17 protein-coding genes are annotated in these 24,027 nt (G+C 43.0%); 6 read left to right on the forward strand and 11 right to left on the reverse strand.

The features are described 5' to 3' along the window. Window positions 1-89: 89 nt before the first annotated feature. Both relA and rlmD read right to left on the reverse strand, forming a co-directional pair. Window positions 90-2,297: a GTP diphosphokinase gene (gene relA / locus ACVBIO_RS02245; protein WP_447171868.1), complete on the reverse strand. Its 2,208-nt coding sequence runs from the start codon at window positions 2,295-2,297 to the stop codon at window positions 90-92. 216 nt (window positions 2,298-2,513) lie between these two features. Next, on the reverse strand, window positions 2,514-3,863 hold the full coding sequence (gene rlmD, locus ACVBIO_RS02250; protein ID WP_447161873.1) for a 23S rRNA (uracil(1939)-C(5))-methyltransferase RlmD: 1,350 nt from the start codon (window positions 3,861-3,863) through the stop codon (window positions 2,514-2,516). A 117-nt stretch (window positions 3,864-3,980) separates the two neighbouring features. Between rlmD and barA the strand changes: the two genes are divergently transcribed. Next, a complete protein-coding gene (gene barA, locus ACVBIO_RS02255) occupies window positions 3,981-6,752 on the forward strand; it encodes a two-component sensor histidine kinase BarA (protein ID WP_447171869.1) in 2,772 nt (923 codons plus the stop codon). Window position 6,753: 1 nt separating this feature from the next. Next, entirely contained in the window at window positions 6,754-7,359 is a 606-nt protein-coding gene (locus ACVBIO_RS02260) for a YjaG family protein (protein WP_447161875.1), read from the forward strand. A 188-nt stretch (window positions 7,360-7,547) separates the two neighbouring features. Here the strand turns inward: ACVBIO_RS02260 and ACVBIO_RS02265 are convergent, their stop codons facing one another. Then, entirely contained in the window at window positions 7,548-8,450 is a 903-nt protein-coding gene (locus ACVBIO_RS02265) for a LysR substrate-binding domain-containing protein (RefSeq protein ID WP_447171870.1), read from the reverse strand. 145 nt (window positions 8,451-8,595) lie between these two features. Here ACVBIO_RS02265 and ACVBIO_RS02270 point away from each other — a divergent pair, with 145 nt between their 5' ends. From ACVBIO_RS02270 to ACVBIO_RS02280, 3 genes are all read left to right on the forward strand, one after another. After that, on the forward strand, window positions 8,596-9,552 hold the full coding sequence (locus ACVBIO_RS02270; RefSeq protein ID WP_447161877.1) for an AEC family transporter: 957 nt from the start codon (window positions 8,596-8,598) through the stop codon (window positions 9,550-9,552). A gap of 282 nt (window positions 9,553-9,834) precedes the next feature. Then, on the forward strand, window positions 9,835-13,371 hold the full coding sequence (locus ACVBIO_RS02275; protein ID WP_447171871.1) for an ATP-binding protein: 3,537 nt from the start codon (window positions 9,835-9,837) through the stop codon (window positions 13,369-13,371). 221 nt (window positions 13,372-13,592) lie between these two features. Beyond that, entirely contained in the window at window positions 13,593-15,215 is a 1,623-nt protein-coding gene (locus ACVBIO_RS02280; protein ID WP_447161879.1) for a response regulator, read from the forward strand. A gap of 137 nt (window positions 15,216-15,352) precedes the next feature. Here ACVBIO_RS02280 and ACVBIO_RS02285 read toward each other — a convergent pair whose 3' ends face one another. After that, on the reverse strand, window positions 15,353-15,961 hold the full coding sequence (locus ACVBIO_RS02285) for an imm11 family protein (protein WP_447171872.1): 609 nt from the start codon (window positions 15,959-15,961) through the stop codon (window positions 15,353-15,355). A gap of 562 nt (window positions 15,962-16,523) precedes the next feature. Between ACVBIO_RS02285 and recN the strand changes: the two genes are divergently transcribed. Then, complete coding sequence (gene recN, locus ACVBIO_RS02290; RefSeq protein WP_447161881.1) at window positions 16,524-18,185, forward strand: DNA repair protein RecN; 1,662 nt, start codon at window positions 16,524-16,526, stop codon at window positions 18,183-18,185. A gap of 68 nt (window positions 18,186-18,253) precedes the next feature. On the opposite strand, the gene ACVBIO_RS02295 is transcribed toward recN, so the two are convergent. The 7 genes from ACVBIO_RS02295 to ribD all read right to left on the reverse strand — a co-directional run bounded on the left by ACVBIO_RS02295 (window position 18,254) and on the right by ribD (window position 23,974). After that, window positions 18,254-18,748: a phosphatidylglycerophosphatase A family protein gene (locus ACVBIO_RS02295; protein WP_447161882.1), complete on the reverse strand. Its 495-nt coding sequence runs from the start codon at window positions 18,746-18,748 to the stop codon at window positions 18,254-18,256. Then, window positions 18,748-19,707, reverse strand: coding sequence for a thiamine-phosphate kinase (thiL, locus tag ACVBIO_RS02300; RefSeq protein ID WP_447171873.1), 960 nt, complete (start codon window positions 19,705-19,707; stop codon window positions 18,748-18,750). Before thiL ends, ACVBIO_RS02295 begins: the two co-directional genes overlap by 1 nt. A gap of 179 nt (window positions 19,708-19,886) precedes the next feature. Then, window positions 19,887-20,294, reverse strand: a complete 408-nt coding sequence (nusB, locus tag ACVBIO_RS02305; protein WP_447161884.1) for a transcription antitermination factor NusB — start codon at window positions 20,292-20,294, stop codon at window positions 19,887-19,889. 14 nt (window positions 20,295-20,308) lie between these two features. Continuing rightward, a complete protein-coding gene (gene ribH, locus ACVBIO_RS02310; RefSeq protein WP_447161885.1) occupies window positions 20,309-20,785 on the reverse strand; it encodes a 6,7-dimethyl-8-ribityllumazine synthase in 477 nt (158 codons plus the stop codon). 145 nt (window positions 20,786-20,930) lie between these two features. Next, complete coding sequence (gene ribBA / locus ACVBIO_RS02315) at window positions 20,931-22,034, reverse strand: bifunctional 3,4-dihydroxy-2-butanone-4-phosphate synthase/GTP cyclohydrolase II (RefSeq protein WP_447161886.1); 1,104 nt, start codon at window positions 22,032-22,034, stop codon at window positions 20,931-20,933. A gap of 149 nt (window positions 22,035-22,183) precedes the next feature. Next, the gene (locus ACVBIO_RS02320; RefSeq protein WP_447161887.1) at window positions 22,184-22,849 is read right to left on the reverse strand and encodes a riboflavin synthase; all 666 of its coding nucleotides are present in this window, start codon (window positions 22,847-22,849) and stop codon (window positions 22,184-22,186) included. 3 nt (window positions 22,850-22,852) lie between these two features. After that, window positions 22,853-23,974: a bifunctional diaminohydroxyphosphoribosylaminopyrimidine deaminase/5-amino-6-(5-phosphoribosylamino)uracil reductase RibD gene (ribD, locus tag ACVBIO_RS02325; protein ID WP_447163657.1), complete on the reverse strand. Its 1,122-nt coding sequence runs from the start codon at window positions 23,972-23,974 to the stop codon at window positions 22,853-22,855. Window positions 23,975-24,027: the final 53 nt, after the last annotated feature.

The following is a 24,027-nucleotide window of genomic DNA, read 5'->3' on the forward strand; positions in this document are numbered from 1 at the left end:
GACTGCATACCTTGGCCAGTATTGATGTTAAGAGTAAACCATAAAAAACGGCAACTATTGAGTTGCCGTTAAGTTTGTCGTTATAGCAATTAAACTCTTCTGGCCTGCATTACGCCATCGACCTGATTTATTTTCGCGAGTACTTTAGACAAACCATCTAAGTTATATAACTCAAGCTCCAGTTCAATAGTCGCTGTTTGAGTTTTCACATCAGATGTTGAGCTCAACGCCATTACGTGAGTCTTTTCTGCCGCCAGCACAGAGGTTAAATCTCTGAGCAAACCAGAGCGATCATTGGCTACAATGCTCAAGCGGATTTTATAACCGCCTGAATAGTTTTCGCCCCACACCACTTCAACTGAACGCTCAGGTGATGCGCGAACCAGTTCTTTAACTTGATCGCAATCCGCTCTATGGACCGAAATGCCACGGCCTTTTGTGATAAAGCCAAAGATCTCATCACCTGGTACCGGCTGACAACACTTAGCAATATGGCTCATCAGGTTGCCGACACCATTCACTTCGACTTGGCCTTTGCCTTTTTTAATCGACTTGCTTTGATTCTTTTTAACTAAGTCTTCAACCGCGGCTTCATCACTTAAATCTTTAGTGCGTAAACGGCTTTGAACATGATTAACAACCTGATTAAGGCGCACATCGCCGCCGCCAATACCCGCCAGTAAATCATCCATGCTCACTAAATTGAAGCGTTCAACTGCAGACTGAGCATCTTTGATGAGTAAGTGGATCTTAGCCAGCTCAGCTTCAAGCATTTCGCGACCAGCAACAATATTTTTATCTCTATCTTGCTGTTTAAACCAGTGCAGAATTTTCGATCGTGCACGCGAGGTTCTGATATACCCCAAGTTAGGGTTAAGCCAATCCCGCTTAGGATTTGGGTGCTTAGAGGTTATAATCTCTATACGCTGGCCCGTTTCCACTTGATAAGTAAACTGTACAATACGGCCGTCAACTTTAGCGCCAATACACTTATGCCCAACATGGGAGTGAATATAATAGGCAAAATCTAGCACCGTTGAACCTAACGGCAAGTCAACCACTTCGCCACTTGGGGTAAACACATAAACACGGTCTTCAAATACCTGGCTACGCACTTCATCAACTAAGTTACCGCTTTCAGCCACATCTTCTTGCCATTGCAAGATCTTACGTAGCCAGTTGATCTTCTCTTCATAACCGCTTTGCTTTCCGCTTGCGCTACCTTCTTTATATTTCCAATGCGCCGCAACGCCAAGCTCAGCATCTTCATGCATCTGCTCGGTGCGGATTTGGATCTCAACCGTTTTATCTTCTGGCCCGACAACAACCGTATGAATAGACTGATAACCGTTTGGTTTCGGGTTAGCGACGTAATCATCAAATTCTCGTGGAATATGATGCCAAAGCGTATGCACCACACCTAAGGCGCCATAACAGTCTTGCAAGCGGTCCGTGACGATTCGCACCGCACGTACGTCAAACAGCTCATCAAACTTAAGCTGCTTGCCTTTCATCTTTTTCCAAATGCTATAAATATGCTTTGGCCTACCATACACTTTTGCACGAATATGGTCTTTATCTAAACGGGCTTGCAGCTGACTAACAAAGTCATCGATAAAGGTTTCTCTATCGAGGCGCTTGCCATCTAGTTGCTTAGCAATATCTTTATATGTCTGCGGATGCAGGTAGCGAAATGAAATATCTTCTAGTTCCCACTTAAGCTGACCAATACCGAGTCGGTTAGCCAGTGGGGCATAGATATCGGCAATTTCACGCGCGATAAGCACCTTAACCTCTTCGTCGGCATTCTTTATTTCTCGCAATAGGCAAATACGCTCGGCAAGTTTAATCACTACCGCGCGCACATCTTCCACCATCGCTAACAACATCTTGCGAATATTGTCGATTTGCGGCTCGCCATTACGGGTTTGATTATCTATCTTTAACGCGCCAATGGCATTCATGGTCTCAACGCTAGAAACCAGTATCGCGAGTTTAGCGCCGAACTGCTCTTCAATATCTTCTTGAGTGATAAGCCCTGCATCAAATACCACAAACAAAATGGCAGCCTGTAGGGTTTCAATATCCATATTCAATGGCGCGAGGATTTCTATCATCTCACGCGCGCGATTTAATACGGTAACGCTCGCCTCTTTCTTTTGTCCCACGAGCAGTTCGACCCGTTCAATTAAGGCCAAAAGAGTTTGAGCTTCCGAAGCATCACTTATATAACGTTGCACCCACTCTTCGAGTTGAAAATCAGGGGTGCTAAAATGTGCTTCACGAACAGATACCATCGTATTTAATTCCTTTACATACCGCAGATAGAGGTTAACAACCGCTTAACTATATCTTTTTAATTTATACGCTCTATCTTCAGCATTCAGCGATTATTGTCAATGAACAAAAGCTGACAATTGCGACTAAAAACAGCTATAACACCAGAGTTTGATTTGTATGGGTTATATTTAAGCAAAACGTTTCATTAAATGTATCTTTTTGTGTCTTTTTGTTTATTTCCCTAACTCAAACAGCGCCATCGACTCTAAGTGATGGGTTTGAGGGAACATATCGATTAAGCCAATTTTTTTAAGCTTATAACCTTGCTTTAAAATCACTTCACTATCACGGGCAAGGCTCGCTGGATTACACGAAACATACACTAATGCTTTTGGCTTGAGCTTCTTAAGCGACTGCATACTTTCATAAGCACCTGCTCGTGCCGGGTCGATAAGCATCTTATCGACCTTACCAAGCCAAGGCTCTTTTGATAGGTCAGCACTCAAATCTGCATGATAGAAGGAAACGTTATCTAAACCACTTTGCTTAGCATTGACTCGTGCTTGCTCAACCATCGCTGGCACACCTTCCACACCAATCACCTCGGCGCCGCCTTTGGCTAGTGGCAGGCTAAAATTACCGATCCCGCAAAATAGATCTAATACTCGCTCACCCGCTTGAGGTGATAACCATTGTACAGCTTGCTTAACCATAGCCTGGTTGACTGCGTCATTAACTTGAATAAAGTTACCCGCCGAAAAATTCAGCTTGATATCGGCATCATCTGCCTCTGACGTAAAACCATAGTAAGCTTGTAGCCCAGGCCCATTGAGATGCTCGCATTCGCCCTCATCACCTTGCAGCAAAACAATCACGCCATGCTTTTCAGCAAACTCGACAAGGCGAGCCTTATCTTTATCCGAAAATATTTTAGTGACTCGAAGCACTACAAAATTACCGTTATCAGCCTGAGTCAGTTCGACGTGACCCAGTGCTTTTTTACCGCTTAACTGATTAAGCAGAAACGCAAGGTCTGGGATCAAAGCGGATAAAGGCTCTGCCAACACCGCACAGGACTGAATTTCGACAACATCACTACTGCTACTCGCTCTAAATCCAAGACTGATGTGCTTGGTATTTTTGTCATACCAGGTCGCTAAGCGAGCACGACGTCGATAATGCCAAGCGTTATCACTTATGGTGTCGCTAAGTTCGCTAGCCTGAGCCTGAGAAAACTTATGCACCAAATCCACTAAGGTGTTGGCTTTATGTTTACGCTGTGCTGCGATATCAAGGTGCTGTAAGTCACAACCACCACACAGTTGGTAGTGCGGACATGCCGCCTCAACGCGTTCGGCCGAGGCTTGCTCTATTTTAAGTAACTTAGCTCGAGCAAACTTCTTCTTTTGCTCAGTCAACTGTACCGATACCGTCTCACCCGGCAGCGAGCCATTAATAAACACAATCTTGCCATCGTGATGCGCTATACCCGCACCAAGATGATCAAGTTGAGTCACTTTCAGCGATAACTTTGACGATAATTGCTTAGATCTATTTGGTTTTGCTTTAAAAAATTGTGCCATTTTGCTCTCTAAATAGATAAAAAAACTGGCCAACACAGGTTAATATCTGGCAGTCTATCGGTTACCCACACTATTATTTAATGGTAACCTTTACAAAGAATGAATAATGCCAACAATATGACCAAATACAGCCTTCGTTCGTGGGTTCTGGTATTGGCGTTAGCCCCTACAATATTAGTGGGGATCTTGTTGGGTAGCTATTTTACCATAAATAGATTCTATGAACTTGAAGATACGCTCATAGAACAAGCAAGTAATATCATCGAGCCTCTGGCCATTGCCGCTGAAGTTGGGCTTGAAAGTAAAGATTTCGAAACCACCAAAAGACTTATCACCTCAGCGCAATTGAATAAAGCTTCATTGGTGCAGTTTATTGCCATCTTTGACGACAATAACCGGGTAGTTGTCACCTCACATCATTATAAAAATCACGAAGTCATGCGCTTTGATAAGCCTTTAGACTCTGTGCTACGCACTGAGCTTGAACAAGTCGGCGACAGCATGATTTTGCGCGCCCCCATCTTTAAGAGCAGTAATGCGCCCGTTCAAGGCTTCGATAAAAACCAGCAAATTGGTCAAGACATCATAAAAATTGGCTATATTGCCATCTTGATCAATAAAGAGAATGCACTACTACAGCAACACCGCGCTGCCGTAGCAGCCTTTATTATTGTATTAATCGGTGTGCAGCTAAATCTGTTCTTTACTTTCCGTCTGGTTAAAAACGTCACTCAGCCAATTACAGAGATGGTGCGTGTAGTTGCTAAAATCCGTGAAGGCAAACTCGATACCCGTTTAACCGGCAACTTGATTGGCGAGCTTGATCTGCTTAAGCGCGGTATTAATGCGATGGCAGGCTCGCTCTCTGAATACCACGATGAGATGCAGCAAAATATCGATCAGGCAACCTCAGATTTGCGTGAAACACTAGAGCAAATTGAGATCCAAAACGTCGAGTTAGACATGGCAAAGAAGCGGGCTCAAGAAGCTAGCCGCATCAAATCTGAGTTCTTAGCTAACATGTCTCACGAGCTAAGAACGCCGCTTAACGGAGTGATTGGTTTTGCTAAGCAGTTATTAAAAACCCCACTGCACTCAAGTCAGCAAGACTATATTCGTACCATAGAGCGCAGCGCAACCAACCTGCTCGGCATTATTAACGATATTCTTGATTTTTCTAAACTCGAGGCCGGTAAAATGGTACTCGAGAATATTCCTTTCTCTCTTCGCGAAACATTAGAAGAAACCGTTACCATGTTATCGAGCACTGCACGCGAAAAAGAGCTTGAGTTAGTTATCGATGTCGACGCTCGCATCCCAGAAGATGTCACCGGTGATGCCATGCGCTTTAGCCAGGTGATCACCAACTTAGTCGGTAACGCAATTAAATTTACCGATAAGGGCAGCGTGCAGTTAAAGCTACAACTTGAAGAGATAAAAGATCAAAAAGTTCATCTGCGCTGTGAGGTGATAGACACGGGTATTGGTATTGATGAGCAGCAGCAGTCGTCACTATTTCAGGCCTTTGGTCAGGCAGATTCATCAATATCGCGCCGCTTTGGTGGTACAGGTCTTGGGCTGGTTATTACTAAACGCTTAGTTAACCGCATGGGAGGGCAAATTGGCTGCTATTCAGAAGTGAAACAAGGCTCTACCTTCTGGTTTTCTCTTCCATTAAATATTAGTCAATATCCAATTAATGACACCTTACCTTTAACGACATTAGAGGGTAAGAGCATCCTGCTATTTGAGCCTAGCAACCTTTCACGACATGCCATAGAGCGAATGTTACAGCGCTGGGGCTTAAAGGTCTCTATCGCTAAAAATATTAAACAGTTAGAGTTTATTACCACGCAATCAAATCATGTTTTTGATTTTGGTCTGCTGAGTTGCCGCGCAGTGGCAGCTACCGGACAACCCGCTGAGGTACTAAAACTTGCAAAGTCTAAAATCGATTACTTACTGCTAGTCTCTGATTGTGCCGAGCAAGAAGCGGTTTTCTCCCAGATGCGATCTTATATCGATAAGCAACTTTCTATGCCTGTGGGAGAAAGGCTGCTTTCAAGCTCACTACTTGGTCAGCATTCCAGCTTAATGAACGAAACGCTTCTTCCTATCGGGCCAGCACTTACGCCAGCAAAACGTGAAAACTTAAGCGTTCTTGCCGTCGACGATAACCCCGCAAACCTAAAACTGATTGATACGTTATTAAAAGAATTAGTCACCCAAGTTCAAGTTGCAGATAATGGTGAATTAGCCGTCAAGCTCGCCAAGGAACGCAGTTACGATCTTATCTTTATGGATATTCAGATGCCGGGGACTGATGGTATCACCGCAACCAAACAGATCAGACATAGCTCTTCTAACCGTAACACGCCAATTATTGCTGTTACCGCTCACGCTATTGCCGAAGAACGAGAACGGATCTCGTCTAGTGGAATGGATGGCTACTTACCAAAGCCTATTGATGAGGCGGCGTTAAAAGGGGTTATCACTCGGTGGAAAACCAAACCTAAGTTTACGCACTTTGATCAACGCACATTAAATTGGGACCTTTGTTTGACCCAGGCCAATAATAAGCCAGACTTAGCGTTAGACATGTTAAAGATGCTGTTAAAGTCATTACCAGAGACAATTGAGAAGATAGAAGGTGCCCTTTCAAGTTCAGACAATGATAAAATGCTCGCATGCATCCATAAGCTTCATGGAGCTTGTTGTTATTGCGGCGTGCCAACTACGCAGAATCTTTGTCGAGAAATAGAATCTGGATTAAAGCGCGGCGTGACAATAGACGATGTAGAACCGGAAATACTAGAGTTACTTGATGAGTTAACTAAGGTAGAATCTGCCGCTAATCAAGTGATCTCCCAGCTATCAGTGGATATATAAGATGACAAACAAACAGGGATTTTTTAAACGCCTAAAAGCATTAGAGTTACCTCAAAAAAAGCTTTTTGCGGTTGCCCTATGCCAACGCATGCTGCCTAACTATCAGCTGTTTTCAGAAGTATGCGAATTTGGCGACCCTAAGGTACTCGATACCTTACTAAACCTGCTTTGGCAGTCGATGTACGACAGCAAGCTAAAACTCAATATCGACATCTACCTTGAGCGACTTGAAGCCAATACCCCAGAGCCTGCCGATTTTGATGTTTATGGTGTTTATCCAGCAATGGATGCCGCCGTTGCGTTAACTTCGCTGATCAGTGCGCTACAGAGCAAAGTAGAAGAAGATATTGTTAATATCAGCAAGTTGTCATCAGCCACGGTCGCTAACTATATCGAAGCAACTTGTGAGCAAGAGTTTGATAATGAAGATGCATTAGATGATTACATCTTTAGCCATGAAGTGATGCAAGAAGAAAAAGAGATGCAAAGCTCTCTTTTAGAGATCATTGAAGAGAACCCAAACATGAAGGCCGAGTTTATTAAAGAACTGCGCCGAGAAATTGTTGAAATTGGTGTTTCTAACATTGGTATCGAAGCAAGTCGATAAGCTAAACATACCCGTTTAACTAAGCGCACAGAGGTTCACACCCGTGCGCTTTTTTATTGGCGGTTTATCATCGCAAGCCTACAACTCACATTAAAAGCCGCCGCTTTCAGACCCTGAATTAAAACAGAGACTTCAAGCTAAGGCTACGTTATCAAGCCCAAAAATACTGCAGTCTTAGGTCTTAGACCTCAACTCTGCAGTGAAAATAGACTATCCGCCTTCAACTGCATAAATTCAATAAACAGTTTAACCTTTAATGGTTGATGGCTTCTCTGATGATACAAGATAGAGATCCGCCTCTTCTCACCAATCCACTCGGGTAGCAATGCCTGCAGTGTCCCAGATTTAAGCTGTTGCTTTACAAATAATTCTGGTCCATAAAGAATACCGCCATCATCAACCGTCGCCTCTACAGCGCCATGCAAGTCACTTAATGTCAGTTTGGCCTTACCATCATAATAAAAAGCGTCACCATTGGGGTGCTTAAGTGACCAGTTATATAGCGGCCACACTTTAATTAATGCGTGTTCAGCAAGCTCCCTTGGATGGGTTAATGTGGGCGCATTATTGATATATTGTGGTGATGCGAATAAGCCATAATTGAGCACACCGAGCGAACTAGAGATCCAAGATGAATCAGGCTGAGTCCCTCCGACAATCGCCACATCGACGCCTTCATCAATTAAGTCGATGACGTTATTGTTTTGCGCAATATGCAATTGAATATCAGGATAAGCTTCACAAAAGTCATTCAGCGTCTTAATAAAAATCATCGAGATTATCGACACGGGGGCAGCAATGCGTAGCGTACCCTCAGGCTTATCTACCGTTGAGCCACTGATACCGTCAAACTGTGAGATAATAGATTGATATTGCTGAAATAGTGCAATGCCCTCTTCAGTCAACCTCAGTTTGCGGGTATTACGCATCAGCAGCTGTTTATCTAACACTGTTTCTAACTTCGTCAGTTTACGGCTCACTGTAGCAATTGGCATATCGAGCTCTTTGGCTGCCAGCGAAAAACTGCCCGCATTCACCAGATGGACAAATTGGTAGATTAGCTGTAGCTCCAAGCCAAAATTGGTACTCATCGATATCATTCCCGCAGTTTAAAACACAATAGCAGGCCGAGATTCGACCTAAGGTCAATATTATACTAATGCATAATTATGGTAATGTTCTGGCTCAACTTTATCCCATTTTACTTATCTTAAATTAGATACATTAGAGAACAATATGTCAGCAACACTAACACCACTACTTGCTGTTTTCGGTATTATGCTGATGGGCACCTTAATACAAAAATTAAAACTCTTGCCCGTTGAGACTGACCAAGTCTTAAACCAATATGTCTATTATATTGCTTTCCCTGCCATCATGTTGATCACTCTAGCGCAGACCCCCATAAATGACATTATGCATTGGGGTTTCATCCTAGGCTTTAGCTTAGCCATGCTGGCAAGCTATGGTTTAAGTTATCTGTTATCACTATTTGTTAACCCTAAGAGCAGTGCTATCGCTACCATGCGCGCTCTAAATGCAACGTTTGGCAACACGGCTTTTATTGGTATTCCACTTATGGCGATGCTATTTCCTGATGAACAAATCGCACTCACTGCGGCGGCAATAGCCAGTTTATTATCAGTGCTTGTCTTTGCTATCGCGCTGGTATCACTGGAGATCACCAAGCAAACCAATAAAGCCTCACCCGCTAAGATCATCATCACGGCATTAATGAGGAATCCGATTGTCATCGGCAGCTTAATAGGTATTAGTCTCTCAGCCCTTAACCTTAAGCTACCTGACAGTTTAGCGCTAATGGTTCATCAATTAGGTATGACATCCAGTCCTTGTGCGTTATTTGCCATCGGAATGGTGTTAGCAAAATCGAGCCAATATCAAACCTCTCGACATTTTATGAGCCTTAAACAGGCCTTAGAAATAAGCTTAATTAACTCTGCTAAATTATTTTTCCAGCCGCTAATGACCTATATCATAATGCGTGGATTGAATGTAGAACCACAACTAGTTGCTATGGGAGTCATACTAGCTGCGCTCCCCACTGCCGCCAGTGTCTACCTGTTGGCACAAAGGTATCAAACCCAAGTCATAACCAGTGCTCAAGGGATCTTACTTGGCACCCTAATTACCTTTGTGACTTTGCCCATGCTGGAAACATATCTAGCTCATTAATTAGCTAGATAGTAAAATGACGTATAAAGCTAAAACCTTGCTGTTAATAAGCAACGTAAAAACCACCAACAGATTAAATTACCAGCAACGCGCACCAGCAAAAAATTAACGAAAAAATACGCAAAACCAACCAGTAAGTGCATTTTAACCAAAGCGATTTTACATTCGCTTTAACGCCATGAATGCTGGTTTTATAAAACATGATTTTCGTAAAAAATTGATTGGTCAAAAAGTGATTTGTAGATTACTATTCGCAACCTTTTTTCATACACCGCTCAAAAAATGACAAAGTTTGCTGGTTTTTTCTTGTTACTCACAACGCTTTTAAGCTCTGCGTTCGCACAATCTTTCGAACTTGAACCACAAGAGAAAGCCTTTCTGCAAAATAAAAAAGTACTGGTTGTTGCTAAGCCTAGCGAAGGGCTTCGCACTCACTGGAACATGGCTTCAGGCTATCAAGGGCGGTATGCCGATTACATCGCTGAACTGGGTCAGCAGTTGGACATCCAGATTGAATTTAAAGAATATAGTAGCTTAGATACACTTATTGAGGCCGTTGCATCTGGAGAAGCAGACTTATCCCTTGGGTTTTTACCAACGACTGAGCGAGAAAAGAAGCTGCTGTTCTCTCAACCTGTATTTAAAAACTATCAATTAAACTGGTTAAGTAACTCAACTTATCGCGACACCGCCCCCTCTAAGTTAAACTGGATATGTATTAAAGGCTCATTTTCTTGTGACATTAGCGCAAAACGTGGCTACAAATCACTGATTAAAGTCGATTCAATCAAAAGCTTAATACACCAGTTATCGACAGGTAAGGCCGATGCTGCAGTGATACATTTTGGTGCCGTCCACCATTACTATCAAACTGTCACAACTCATGACTGGCTAGGGGACATTGTATTTCATGAAGATGCAAAACCTATCGAATCATCATTTATTGTCGCTAAAAACAACCTGACTTTAATGCAGATATTGAATCAATATCTGCAACAAAACCAAGACAGTCCCGCGATACAGCCTTTTAATTTCAAAAATTTAAGTTTGTTGCACAATAAGCTAGCCATCAAAGCTATCTATCAGCAATACAACAGAGATACGATTCGCTATACGATCGAAGAAAACCTATATCCACTGTCGTACATTCAAAAAGAAACTGGGGAGATCTCAGGCTACATTCATGACATCATGAAAATTTATGCTCGCAAAACGGGTTTGAATTTTGAATATGTGTACCCAGATGGCAGGGATGTTGATGCAATGCTTGAACAAGCGATTGTTGACTTCATTCCCGGACGCTTTATTGCTCAGCCCAATACCAGTTCGACGCAGCCTTTTTATACGGTAAAGTGGTCGTATATCCGTACCAAAAAGCCATACACCCAAACTAAAATAGCAATACTCGATCGCACCAATCATATATCTATACAAGATACATTCGATTTCCTTGACAGTACACCTGCGATTTATTCAGATTTTACAGCGTTAAAAAACGATATAAAAGAGGGTGTTATCACCCACGCGTACATACCTGAAACCACTGCGCAGCAATATCTGTACTATGGTGCCGGTGAAGACTTCGAGTTAGTCATAGGTGAACAACCGCCGCTAGAAAGTCTCATGTGTATAAAACTCAGCTCAACATCACTTGCCTTAAGAAATATGCTTGATGTGGCAATCGCTGTCACCACAAAAAATGAAATTCACTTAGCCGTTCAAAATCATCAAAAGATCCATACACTCTATGGCTATGATAAAGCGCAAACAATAAATACCATTATCTTATTGTTATTAATTGCTATTGCTTCTGTTTTTATCGGTTTTTTATGGAATAAGAAGCTAAAAGTATATTTATCAGAAGCTATCGCTAATGGCAAAAAGTCTAATGATGAAATGCAGTGGTTAACCAGCATATTGAACAGTTTTCCAGGCATGGTGATTATTTCTGACGCCAGTGGTAAACCGTTATTGTCTAATCAAGCATATAACGACTACAAAGCTAACGCCGTGCCTTGTGCCTATCTCGATAGCGAAACTGCACAGCGGTCAAATATGACCAATGAAGGGCTAATAACATCGAATAACGAATGCTTTGTTGCTGGCAAGTATTATCGAGTGTCTCGAGAAGTGGTGCATCATAATGATGGCCAAGCGTATCACATCACCGTTTTTACTGATTTTACTGAGCTAAAAGCATCTAAACGACAAGCTATTGAAGCCTTAAAAACCCGAGAGTCATTTTTAGCCATTATCAGTCACGAGCTAAGAACCCCCTTAGCAGCAATGATGGGCCTAATGGAACTGCTTAGCCCTGAACTCAAGTCATCAAAGAATAAAGAGTTAATGAAAAATGCTCAGGCTTCCGCTGAACGATTAAAAGGTTTAGTGAACGATATTTTAGACTTTTCCAAAATGGAAGCGGACCAGTTGCAACTTGATTGTTACAACAGCTGCTTATTTGAAGAGCTTGGGGCGACGCTGAGACTGCAGGCTGCAAACATAAAGGTTAAACAGGTTAACTTTAAGCTTGATTGGCAACCCACCACGCTATGCCGCGCAGAATTAGATTGGTTACGCCTTAGCCAAATAGTCAACAATCTGGTCAGTAATTCAATCAAATTTACCCAACAAGGATTTGTCAAAGTCTCTGTTAGCAATACTAGCAATACACTCTCATTAGTTATTGAAGACAGTGGTTGTGGTATGACTCCCGAACAACAACAGTTGCTATTTCAGCCTTTTGTGCAAGCAGATGCCAGTATTAACCGTAAATATGGAGGTTCGGGACTAGGCATGTCAATTGTTCAGCACCTCGTTGAACTAATGGGCGGGCAAATATCTGTAACCAGTCAGCTTAATCTAGGCACTAAAGTATTGGTAAGTTTACCTGCAAAGTTTTCAGTTTTAGATCTAGGACTTGTCAGCGAGGCGTACGCTCAAGACGAGGCTATTAAAAGTTGGCTTACACTATGGGGGATCACCTTACAGCAAAGTGCCACAAATGTGTTGACGGTCGAATCCTCAGCAGAAACAAGCAATGTATATCCGGATCTGTTATTAAGACAAGTCTTACGATCTAATCACCAAAGCAAAGAGATGATCGCGGCTAAAAGCAAACAATACCAAGGCAAGGTTTTAGTTGCTGATGATGATCCGATTAACCGCTTTTTATTTCAAAAGCAGCTTAGCAAACTTGGGCTAGAAGTGGTAACCGTCAACGATGGGCTAGAAGCGCTACTTTACTTAGCATCCAATAAAAACAATGTATCACTGCTTATAACAGACTGTCATATGCCAAATCTTAATGGTTATGACCTGGTGCGCCAGTTGAGATCCAAGCCTGAATTTAAAAACTTAGCTATCGTCGGCTGCACCGCTGAAGACTCACGTCTTGCAGCTGAAAAAGCAAATCAGGCAGGTATGAGTGAGGTACTATATAAGCCTTACTCTTTTATCTTGCTTAGTGAGGTTTTAGGGCGTTACTGCGCCGAGAAAACCAATGGCGATAACCAAGAGCAGCTGGAGTGGCTAAGTGACTATAGTGCTGAAGAACAACTCGAACTTTCTGCCATCGTCAGAGATTCATTACTGGCAGATAAAGCCGAGCTAACAGAGCAAGCTATTCCATTATCAGCATTAGGCCACCGCATTAAAGGCGCAGCAAATGCACTAGGGCTAACTCAATTAGCCACTGCAGCAGCTAACTGTGAATCAGTTAACTGCGACGGTGCACCGGATGCAATTAAGCAACTGAGCGCGGAGATTGATGCCGTTGTAAATACAATCAATCAATGGTTAATTAGCCAGTATCAATAAGCCTTAGAATGTTAACCGTAATTACGTGGCTAAATGAAAGTCCACTTTACTTAACGACCTCATGAGGTCGTTAAGCGGCTAAGCAACTAAGCAACTAAGCAACTAAGCAACTAAGCAACTAAGCAAAAAATAGCAACATTATCAGATATTGCTATAGAGTTTTAACGCGGATTTTATTACTGAGCACTGCAGTCAACATTTCTTTCTGGACAATATTTGCTATGCAATCGTTTCAAACACTAAAAGTACTTATCATCGATGATGCCCCCACATTTCTATTTACCATCAAGAGTATGTTGGTAAAGCTAGGTTTTTCTGAAACCGACGTGCTGACATCAAAAAGCGCCAAAATGGCACTCGCTCTTGCTGCAAATAAGCAGTTTGATGTAATTATTTGTGATTTCAACTTTGGTGTAGGCATGAATGGGAAACAATTGTTTGAGGAGTTCAAGCACCTAAACCTGCTGAGCGATGAAGCCGTCTTTATACTAGTCACGGGAGATAATTCGTCCGCTACTGTCAGACCTATTCTTGAACTGAAACCTGACGAGTATTTATTAAAGCCTTTCAATGCCATTACCTTAAAAAATCGCTTATCTATCGCCATTAGGCGCAGAAAAAAATTATTAGGTCTCTATACTGCTGAGCGAAAATTAGATGCCCACCAAGGGCTACAACTATGCGACGAAATGGCACCATTTCATCCTGAATACTACTTTGTCATCCAACGCTTTAGAGGCGTATTCTTAACGATGCTGGAGCGTCATGAACAGGCTAAAATAGTGTACCAGTCTACACTCGCCAAAAAAGATCTGGACTGGGCTAAAGTAGGATTAGCCAACTCGTTAGCAAACCTAGGGCAAACCGAGGAAGCCGATTGTATTATCAACCAATTGCTTATCTCTTTACCCAACGATACGCGAGTAAGAACTGAAGCTGCCTATGTAAAACTTAAGAATAACGATATTCCCACGGCGATATCGCATCTAGAGCTAGCCAGTCAACTTGTACCGGGTAATTCTGAAAGAGAGCAGATCATCGTTAACCTTTGCCTTTCAGTTAACGACTATGATCAGGCACTTGAGCGCTTTAGACTTTATCTGGAGATCAACAAAGATACCTACCGAAATAATGAATACGCCAAACTGAGTTTGATCCGTACCATTCTCTATTCAGCCCGCACTTCTCATAAAAGAAATACCTTAATAGAAGAAGCGAAACATCACCTTCGGCTATTGATGGACTCAAAAGACGAGTCAATTAAAAATGAAGTCACACTTATTAAAGCTCATATCTCAATTGAGTTAGGCTATTATCGCAGTGCCATCAGTATGTTAAAGGGCTTACACTCTAAGGGGGCTTTTCAGCACTTTTACGCCGCATTTCATTATGCCTGGCTACTGAATGTTATGAGTGTTGAAAATGAATTTGATCTAGCAATCCAATGGTCTAGCGAAACCTTAGGCTATGAGACAAGTCAGATTATTTTTTCGAGTAAAGTCGCGATGCTCGATAGTTTGAAAACGGGAAATGCAGTAAAACGAGTCTGGTTAAAAGAGCAATACACCTTCGTAAAAAATAACGGCGCAGACAAATTAACTCTGCTTGAAACCTACCTCGCAATAAATGAAAAGGCTCCACTGCTAAAAACCGTGTGCTTGAATATTATCAAGTCATTGTCTTATGTTTGGCCTAGGCAATATGGCGCGGGGCAAGTTCAGCAGATCATCGCTCGATGCGATAATGTTATCAGGCAGCTGTATGTTGATGAAGAACTCGTAGCAAACAATTACCAAGAGTATTACCAATCAGCCCTCGATAAGTGTACAAACCAAGCTGAGTAACTGCTTTTTGCGAGTGAAAAGCTAACCATTAAGCCACTTTAAAATGAGTGCAGCACCTCTACTTTGAACAAGGGCTTCTTGTTAGTGCGCAGAGTCATTAACCTTATTAATGACTCTGCGATATGTAGTAATAAGATTTAAAACTGATCGCCCTCTCTAAAGTCAGACACTTTAATAAATTGAACACCAGAAAACGCTCTATTAGAGATGAACTCAACGATGCTTTTATGAAAAAAAACATAACTCTTAGAGCAGTTGGCAACTTTAAAAATCAGACGATTAGCTTCATCAATACTATCTAATACAGTCTTATTCAGAGAATAGCGCTTTACCTCAAGCAGATCGTCATCGTCAAAATAAAACATTTCAATTTCGGAGTTAACAAGATCAATACAGTCCAACTCTTTATAGAAGCCAAAATACCAATAACTATCATGCCAAACGCTAGGATCATCTATAAATACAGCGGGGTAAATTTGCATCCCCTCGATCTTGTATTGGCTAAATTTGTCCTTCAGTTCATCGTTTATCAATAAACCTGAAGTATCAACAAACAGATCCGTTAAAGGCCGTTTCTGATTTGTTTCGTCTCTAAAACCATTAGAAAAAATCAATGGTTGTTCACCGCTAACTAGCTTTGTGTAATGATATTTTCTTTGCGCTGTTTCTCTATCAGGCCGAATGTATACCAGCTCATCACCACGAGGACGAAAAGCAATATAATACTCATCATTATATGTTGTCATTGCTTACTCTTAAACTATCGCTATATTCGATACGTGATGATTGATAACTCATGGTTTATAAATGATATTTGCTAACTGATAGCTCATTCTTATCAGATTACTGTTAGTTGCTCGCATATTTACTCAAATGGTAACTGCGAATAGTTGCTCACAATTGTTATCTCAAACATAGCGGCTGTGTAGCATGAACACTCCTGTTATTTCCCCTCATACAAAATGAAGCACCTAGCACCTTCTAACAAGCCGCTATTCACATAATAAATTCAACTTACTGCAATCGAAAACTGTTTATACCGTCTAAAATGCCATAGATAGCCATAACTGGGGTACAACCTAAAACAGACATACATGGCCTATCGCTATGATGCAGCTCATCTTACCACATTGAAAAATAGATACTTTATTTCTAAACTCTTAAAAGTGGCTATTTGTCAGATTCATTCCATTTGAAACAGCGTCCCATAAATGCAATCAAATCGATTGATTTACCAACCAGGTATTTACTGTACATAAAAACAGTATATACTGTTTATCAATACAGTGTTTTGAAAAGGACATCACTATGCTTTGCCAACTCAGCATCAACAACTTTGCTATTGTGCGTTTTTTGGAACTCGACTTTAAAGCCGGTATGACCAGTATTACTGGTGAGACTGGCGCGGGGAAATCGATTGCTATCGATGCCCTTGGCCTTTGTTTAGGTAATCGAGCCGACGCGAATAGCATTAGACCTGGTGCCACTAAGGCCGAAGTAAGTGCCCGCTTTTTATTAGATGATACTCCAGCCGCTAAACGCTGGCTTGAAGATAACGATCTTGAACTTGATGATGAATGCATCTTACGCCGCACGATTAGCAGTGACGGCCGCTCACGCGCCTACATAAACGGTAACCCAGTTCCCTTAGTGCAAATCAAGTCGCTAGGACAACTATTAATTGGTATTCACGGTCAACATGCCCACCACGCCATGTTAAAAAGTGAACATCAACTCACTCTATTAGATAGCTATGCTAACCATAAGATGCTGCTCGACGGTGTGACCGCCAGCTACCATAGATGTAAGACAATCGAAAAACAGCTACACCTATTAGAAATGTCCCAGCAAGAACGCTTAGCTCGAAAGCAGTTGCTGCAATATCAGGTTGAAGAGCTAAACGAGTTTGCCATTAATGAAGGTGAATTTGAGTCTATTGAAGCCGAGCACAAGAAGCTGGCGAACAGCACCGCGCTTATCGAGCTTTGCCGTAGCCAACTACACATTCTACAAGACTGTGATGAAGGCTGTGTTGAATCACTGCTAAATACCAGTATCAGCCAAGGGCAAGATCTCGAAAGCTACGATCCTGAGCTGGGTAATGTCGTGGCTATGCTTAACGATGCGCTGATCCAAGTGCAGGAGAGTAGCAGTGAACTTGAACGCTACTTAGATGGCTTAGAGCTCGATCCAGAATACTTCGCTCACTTAGAGCTGCGACTCTCAAAAGCTATGCAACTTGCGCGTAAACATCAAGTATCAGGTAACGAACTCTATAAACATCACCAAAGTCTATTAGATGAACTCATGGATTTAGGCTCTGATGACGACAAACTTGACGATATACGCGAGCAACTAAGAGCAAGCCAGGCAGCCTATTTACAGCATGCTAAAAAACTCAGTCAAAGCCGCAGCCGCTACGCTAAAGAGCTTGATAAGCAAGTGACTCAGTCTATCCATGAGCTCAACATGCCTAAGGGCAAGTTTACTATTGCGGTGAATTTTAACGAGGCTGTTGTTACGCCAACGGGTTGTGACAATATTGAATTTTTAGTTTCAACTAACCCTGGTCAGCCTCTGCAGCCAATTGCCAAAGTGGCATCGGGTGGTGAACTGTCACGTATTGGTTTAGGTATTCAGGTGATCACCGCTAAGAAGGTCTCAACTCCAACCTTGATTTTTGATGAGGTCGACGTCGGTATTTCAGGGCCGACAGCTGCCGTTGTTGGTCGTATGCTTAGAAGTCTTGGTGGATCAACACAGGTATTTTGTGTGACTCATTTGCCTCAGGTTGCAGGTAATGGCCATCAACATATGTTCGTTAATAAAAGCAGTAAGGCCGGCAAAACGGAGACCTCAATGGTGACGCTCGATAAAACTCAGCGCATTGAAGAGCTCGCACGTCTATTAGGTGGCGACACCATCACCAGCAATACTCTGGCGAACGCAAAGGAACTCCTGCTTAGCTAATCTCTTTTTTAGCGAGTAAAACAAAAATGCAGAGCTAAGCTCTGCATTTTTTATTCTTTAAACAGCTATCAAGCAAAGTAGTAAGCTAAACCTTGTAAACAAAGTAGCGAAAAAATACCCGCAAGCACATCGTCAATCATAATACCAAAACCGCCATGAACCTTAGCATCAAGCCAACGAATGGGCCATGGCTTTAAGATATCGAATAAACGAAACAGTAGAAAACCAATAGCCAACCACTGCCACCCTGCTGGTGCGGCAATCATGGTGATCAACAATCCGACTACCTCATCCCAAACAATCGCACCATGGTCATGCACGCCCATATCTTTTGATGCTTTATCACAGATGTAAAAACCCGCAAGCATACAGATAACAGTCAATCCGATATACCAAGGCAAACTCAAAGGTGCCATGAGTAAATAAAGTGGAATGGCAGCGATAGTGCCAAAAGTACCCGGCGCTTTTGCCGCGAGCCCAGAGCCAAATCCTAAAGCCAAAAAGTGGATAGGATTTTTTAATGAAAGCTTAGCTAGTACAGGATCTTTAGAGAGTAAATTCATTAGTTAAAGTGCTCAAAGCCCAAATTAATAGGTTCAAATGGCTGATTTCCACTAAGCAATTGTAATTGCCCGCCAGTACATACTTGTCCAATCTGGGTAAATTTCACACCCGATTCAACGAGTGATATCTCTAGCGCACCTTTTTGAGCTTCTGGAACGGTGAATAATAGCTCATAATCTTCACCACCGGTTAATGCATAGCTTAGTGCCATCTCAGCTGACGTATTACGTTTAAGCTGTGCAGACATTGGGATATTATCGACATTAATGATAGCGCCAACTTGTGAGCTTTTAAGCACATGTTGAATATCTGATATGAGTCCATCAGAGATATCAATGGCGCTTGAGGCAAGTGTGCGCAGTGATTGCCCAGCTAGCACCCGCGGAGTAGGCCTGTAATGACGGTTTATCAGATACGCTCTGTCATCGATGTTAGCCTCAGCTTTATTACGCAGAAGATCTAAGCCTAGTGCTGAGTCCCCTAGATTTCCTGTTACATAAATCCAATCACCATTTTTAGCACCACTACGAGTCAGCCCGCAGCCTCTAGGTACCTGACCATTAATAGTGATGGTGATAGAGCGTGGACCGCGTGTGGTGTCGCCACCGATAAGTGCGACACCATAATATTCTGCTATCTCAAACAAGCCCGCACTAAAGTCAGCGAGCCAAGCCTCATCAACCTCGGGTAAGGTCAGTGCTAAGGTCATCCAAGCAGGTTCTGCGCCCATTGACGCCAAATCAGATAAGTTTACTGCAAGCGACTTATAGCCAAGCTCTTTAGCTGGCATATCAGGGAAAAAGTGTACATTTTCAACTAAAGTGTCACACGAGATGGCAATAGACTTATTTTCTGCTGGCTTAACTATGGCGCAATCATCGCCAATACCAATAACAACGTCTTTGCGAGACTGAGCGCGCCCAGTAAAAAAACTTTCGATTAATTGAAATTCTTTCACAATACCAATCACAAATTAGAGGAAGGATTCAGGGATAAATAAGGTAAGTGTAAATCAGGCCGTCACGCTAGCAAAGATTAGGAATTACTGCGCTTTGCTCAGGTGGAAAATGCATGGACTGTTCTTATCCCACTGTCAGATCTAACAAAAACGGCATCCTAGGATGCCGTTTCTATTAACTATCTATTGCGTGCTACCAGCTTATCGAGAATGCCGTTAACAAACTTATGTCCATCTTCTGCGCCGAATGCTTTTGCAAGCTCGATAGCTTCGTTAATCGCTACCTTATAAGGCACATCCTTGCGGAATGTCAGTTCATAAGTTGCTAGACGTACAATCGCTTTTTCAACTGGGTCCACTTCATCAAGTGGACGAGTCAAGAATGGAGTGATTAACTCATCCAATTGACTCTTCTTTGTTGCAACGCCACCTAATAGCTCACGAAAGTAAGCGATATCGACGCCATCAATAACTTGTTCTGTTAGAAACTCATGCTCAACATCAGCAATATTGTTACCACTTAGCTGCCATGAGTAAATGGCCTGAACGGCTAAACGGCGGGCCTTACGGCGCTCTGAAGGCTTCATTAAATTGTCCTAAATTACAGCTGTTCTTCAAGTGCTTGCAGAACGTTAACCATTTCTAGCAGACCAAGTGCAGCTTCGCCGCCTTTGTTACCTGCTTTAGTACCCGAACGCTCAATAGCTTGTTCAATGGTATCTGTGGTTAAAACGCCAAATGCAACGGGAATATCAAACTCAAGTGCTACTTGAGCCAAACCTTTATTACATTCACCTGCAACAAAATCGAAATGAGGTGTACCACCACGGATAACCGCACCTAGTGCGATGATACCGTCAAATTTTCCGCTAGCCGCGACGCGGCGTGCAGCGAGTGGCAGTTCAACAGCGCCAGGCACTTTAACTACAGTGATATTGTCATCTGCAACTTGGCCAAAACGCTTAAGAGTGTCAACCGCGCCATCGAGTAAACTATCAACAAGAAAACTGTTAAAACGTGAAACTACGATCGCAACTTTGGCGTTTTTCGATTCGATATTACCTTGAACTACGTTCATTTATCTTACCTAAATTAGCTTAATTACCCAGCATAGGGACGGAAGAGGCGGTATGATACCACAGCACTCCGCACTGATCGCTATGCAATTAATAAGAAAAGTGTGAATTTAAGCCTCAGACTGACAATCAACCTGAGGCCAGCATTTATTCTGCAATATATTCAGTTACTTCTAAACCAAAGCCTGAAAGAGAATGATAGCGCTTTGGCGAGCTTAATAAACGCATCTTTGTTACGCCCACATCCGCAAGAATTTGTGAGCCTACACCCACTTGGCGAGACGTACCTTGCCATTGTGCAGCAACAGGTGTGCTACCGTTATCTTCAGCTTCAAAAGCTTTAACTTTGGCTAGAATATCGCTGCTGTGCTCATGATTACCCAATAACACCAACACGCCACCCTCATTGCTAATGCGCTCCATCGCTTTCTCTAATGGCCAGCTACGCTGCTGATCACGCTCTGAATGCAATAAATCATTGAAGGTGTTTTGTAGATGCACACGTACTAACGTGTTTTCGGTAACGTCGCCTTTAACTAATACATGATGCAACTGGTTATCGATTGTATCGCGGTAAGTCAGCATTTCAAACTCGCCAAAACGAGTTGGCAACTTACATTTCGCTTCACGAACAACACTGGTTTCTTTGGTGTTACGGTATTCGATAAGGTCGGCAATCGTGCCCATCTTCAAGCCATGCTTTTTCGCGAAGATTTCAAGATCAGGGCGACGGGCCATGGTGCCGTCATCATTAAGAATTTCAACAATGACCGATGATGCTTCAAAACCTGCTAGGCGCGCTAAATCACAGCCCGCTTCAGTGTGACCAGCACGAATAAGTACGCCACCTTCTTGCGCCATTAGCGGGAAGATGTGGCCAGGCTGCACGATATCCGATGGCTTTGCATCTTTACCCACCGCCGCAAGCACGGTTACTGCACGGTCTTGCGCCGAAATGCCCGTGGTTACGCCCTCGGCCGCTTCGATTGAAACGGTAAAGTTAGTCGAAAACTGGGCATTGTTGTTAGTGACCATCAAAGGTAAGTTAAGCTGCTGACAGCGCGCTTTAGTCAATGTTTGGCAGATAAGGCCACGGCCAAATGTCGCCATGAAATTCACAGCTTCAGGCGTCACCATGTCGGCAGCCATGATCAGATCGCCTTCATTTTCTCTGTCTTCGTCATCCATCAAGATCACCATCTTACCTAGACGAATATCTTCGATGATCTCTTCTATACTATGTAACGCCATGTTCAGACCTTTATTTTTCTCACTGTATTCTAAGTTACATGCGTCAATAACGATGAACTTAAACCAGTATCTAATGTAATGATTATTCTTGATTGTATATAGACTTGATTAAGACAAATTTAATCGTCAAATCCGCCTTAAGCCAGTCTTTATCGTAAAAAACCTGAGCGAGCTAACAATTCCATAGTCACTTCTGACTTGGGGCTGCTCTCTTGCTCTTGGGTGCCGTAACTCATTAGCCTTTCTAAATGACGGGCTATCAAGTCCACTTCAATATTAACGTTGTCGCCGGCCTTCAAATCCACTAAGGTCGTTTCACCTGCAGTGTGCGGTACTATGGTCAGCCTAAATCTATGCCCTTGCACTTCATTAACGGTTAAGCTCACACCATCGATTGTAATTGAACCTTTATGGGCGATATAGCGGCCCAGTTCTACAGGTGGTGTTAGCCAAAACTCAATCGCTTGGCCCCGAAACTGTCTGTCGTCCACATGGGCAATACCATCAACATGACCACTGACCATATGCCCACCTAAACGGGTTGTGGGGGTAACGGCTTTTTCAAGGTTAACGGCTTTTCCAACCTGATAATGAGAGAACCCCGTCAAATTGACTGTTTCGGCTGAAATATCTGCCACATAACCGTCGCTCATTAACTCAACAACGGTTAAACACACACCATTGGTAGCAATACTGTCGCCAAGTTTAACATCTGACAAATCCAGTTTTCCGCTGGCGACGGTTAAACGAATATCATCACCACGGCGCTGCACTTTTCTTAAGTGACCAACTGACTCAATAATCCCAGTAAACATAAACTAATTACTCACTCTTAACGTTAAGCGGGTGTCTTTACCCACTTTGCGCTCATCGATTAGGTTGAGGCGCGGTATGTCCATCATGGCTTGAAAATCATCTAGCGCGAGCAAATTACGCCCATGAGAGCCTAAGATTTTCATCGCTTGATACAGCACGATTTCATCTGCAAGCTCTTGGTTAACAAAGGCCCCTGCGAGTGTTGCCCCAGCTTCAACGAGTACTGAGTTACAACTCTCCCCCAATAAACCCAACAAGGCTTGCAGGTCAATACGAGAATCAACCGCGGGCAAAATTTGATGAGTCACATGAGCTGGCCAAGCTGCTTTCACATTCTCGGGGTACGCGATTGTCGACACCAACAAAGTAGGGCTTGTTGTGTTAAATAAGTTTAGCTCAGCGCCAAGGCGTGCTTGACTGTCTAATACTACCCGCAGTGGTTGATGAATTTCTGCTGGTGCTAACTGGTGTGCAAGCGAGCCTAATTCGCTATGACGCACATTGAGGCTCGGATCATCAGCAAGTATCGTCTCAACACCTGTGACCAATGCACAATGGCGCGCACGAAGCCGCTGAACGTCGCTGCGCGCTTCAGGTCCCGTTATCCATTTTGACACACCATTAGACAGCGCAGTCTTACCATCGATACTCGCAGCAAGCTTAACCGTGACCCACGGCAAGCCTTTCTCCATTCGCTTTAAAAAGCCTAGGTTAACTTGCTTCGCTTCTTCGGTCATCAAGCCCACATCGACTTGAATGCCAGCCTCTCGCAGCATGGCAATGCCACGACCAGACACTTGTGGATTGGGGTCGGTAACGGCAATGACAACACGGCTTACACCGTGCTCGATTAATGCTTTAGCACAAGGAGGCGTACGGCCATAGTGGCTGCAAGGTTCTAGCGTGACATAGGCGGTAGCCCCTTTGGCATCGATTCCAGCCATATTTAAGGCGTAAACTTCGGCGTGAGGACCGCCAGCACGAATATGGTAGCCTTCGCCAACAATTTCGCCATCTTTGACGATAACGCTGCCAACACAAGGATTGGGACGAGTGGTGTAAATGCCCTTTTGTGCCAATTCAATGGCCAGGCTCATCATTTGACTGTCTTCGATAGACCACATAATGGCGGCAATTCCGATTGTTCGATTATTTGAGGACTAAGCGGTTAGCTTAG

It is taken from the genome of Shewanella sp. 0m-8, assembly GCF_052977265.1.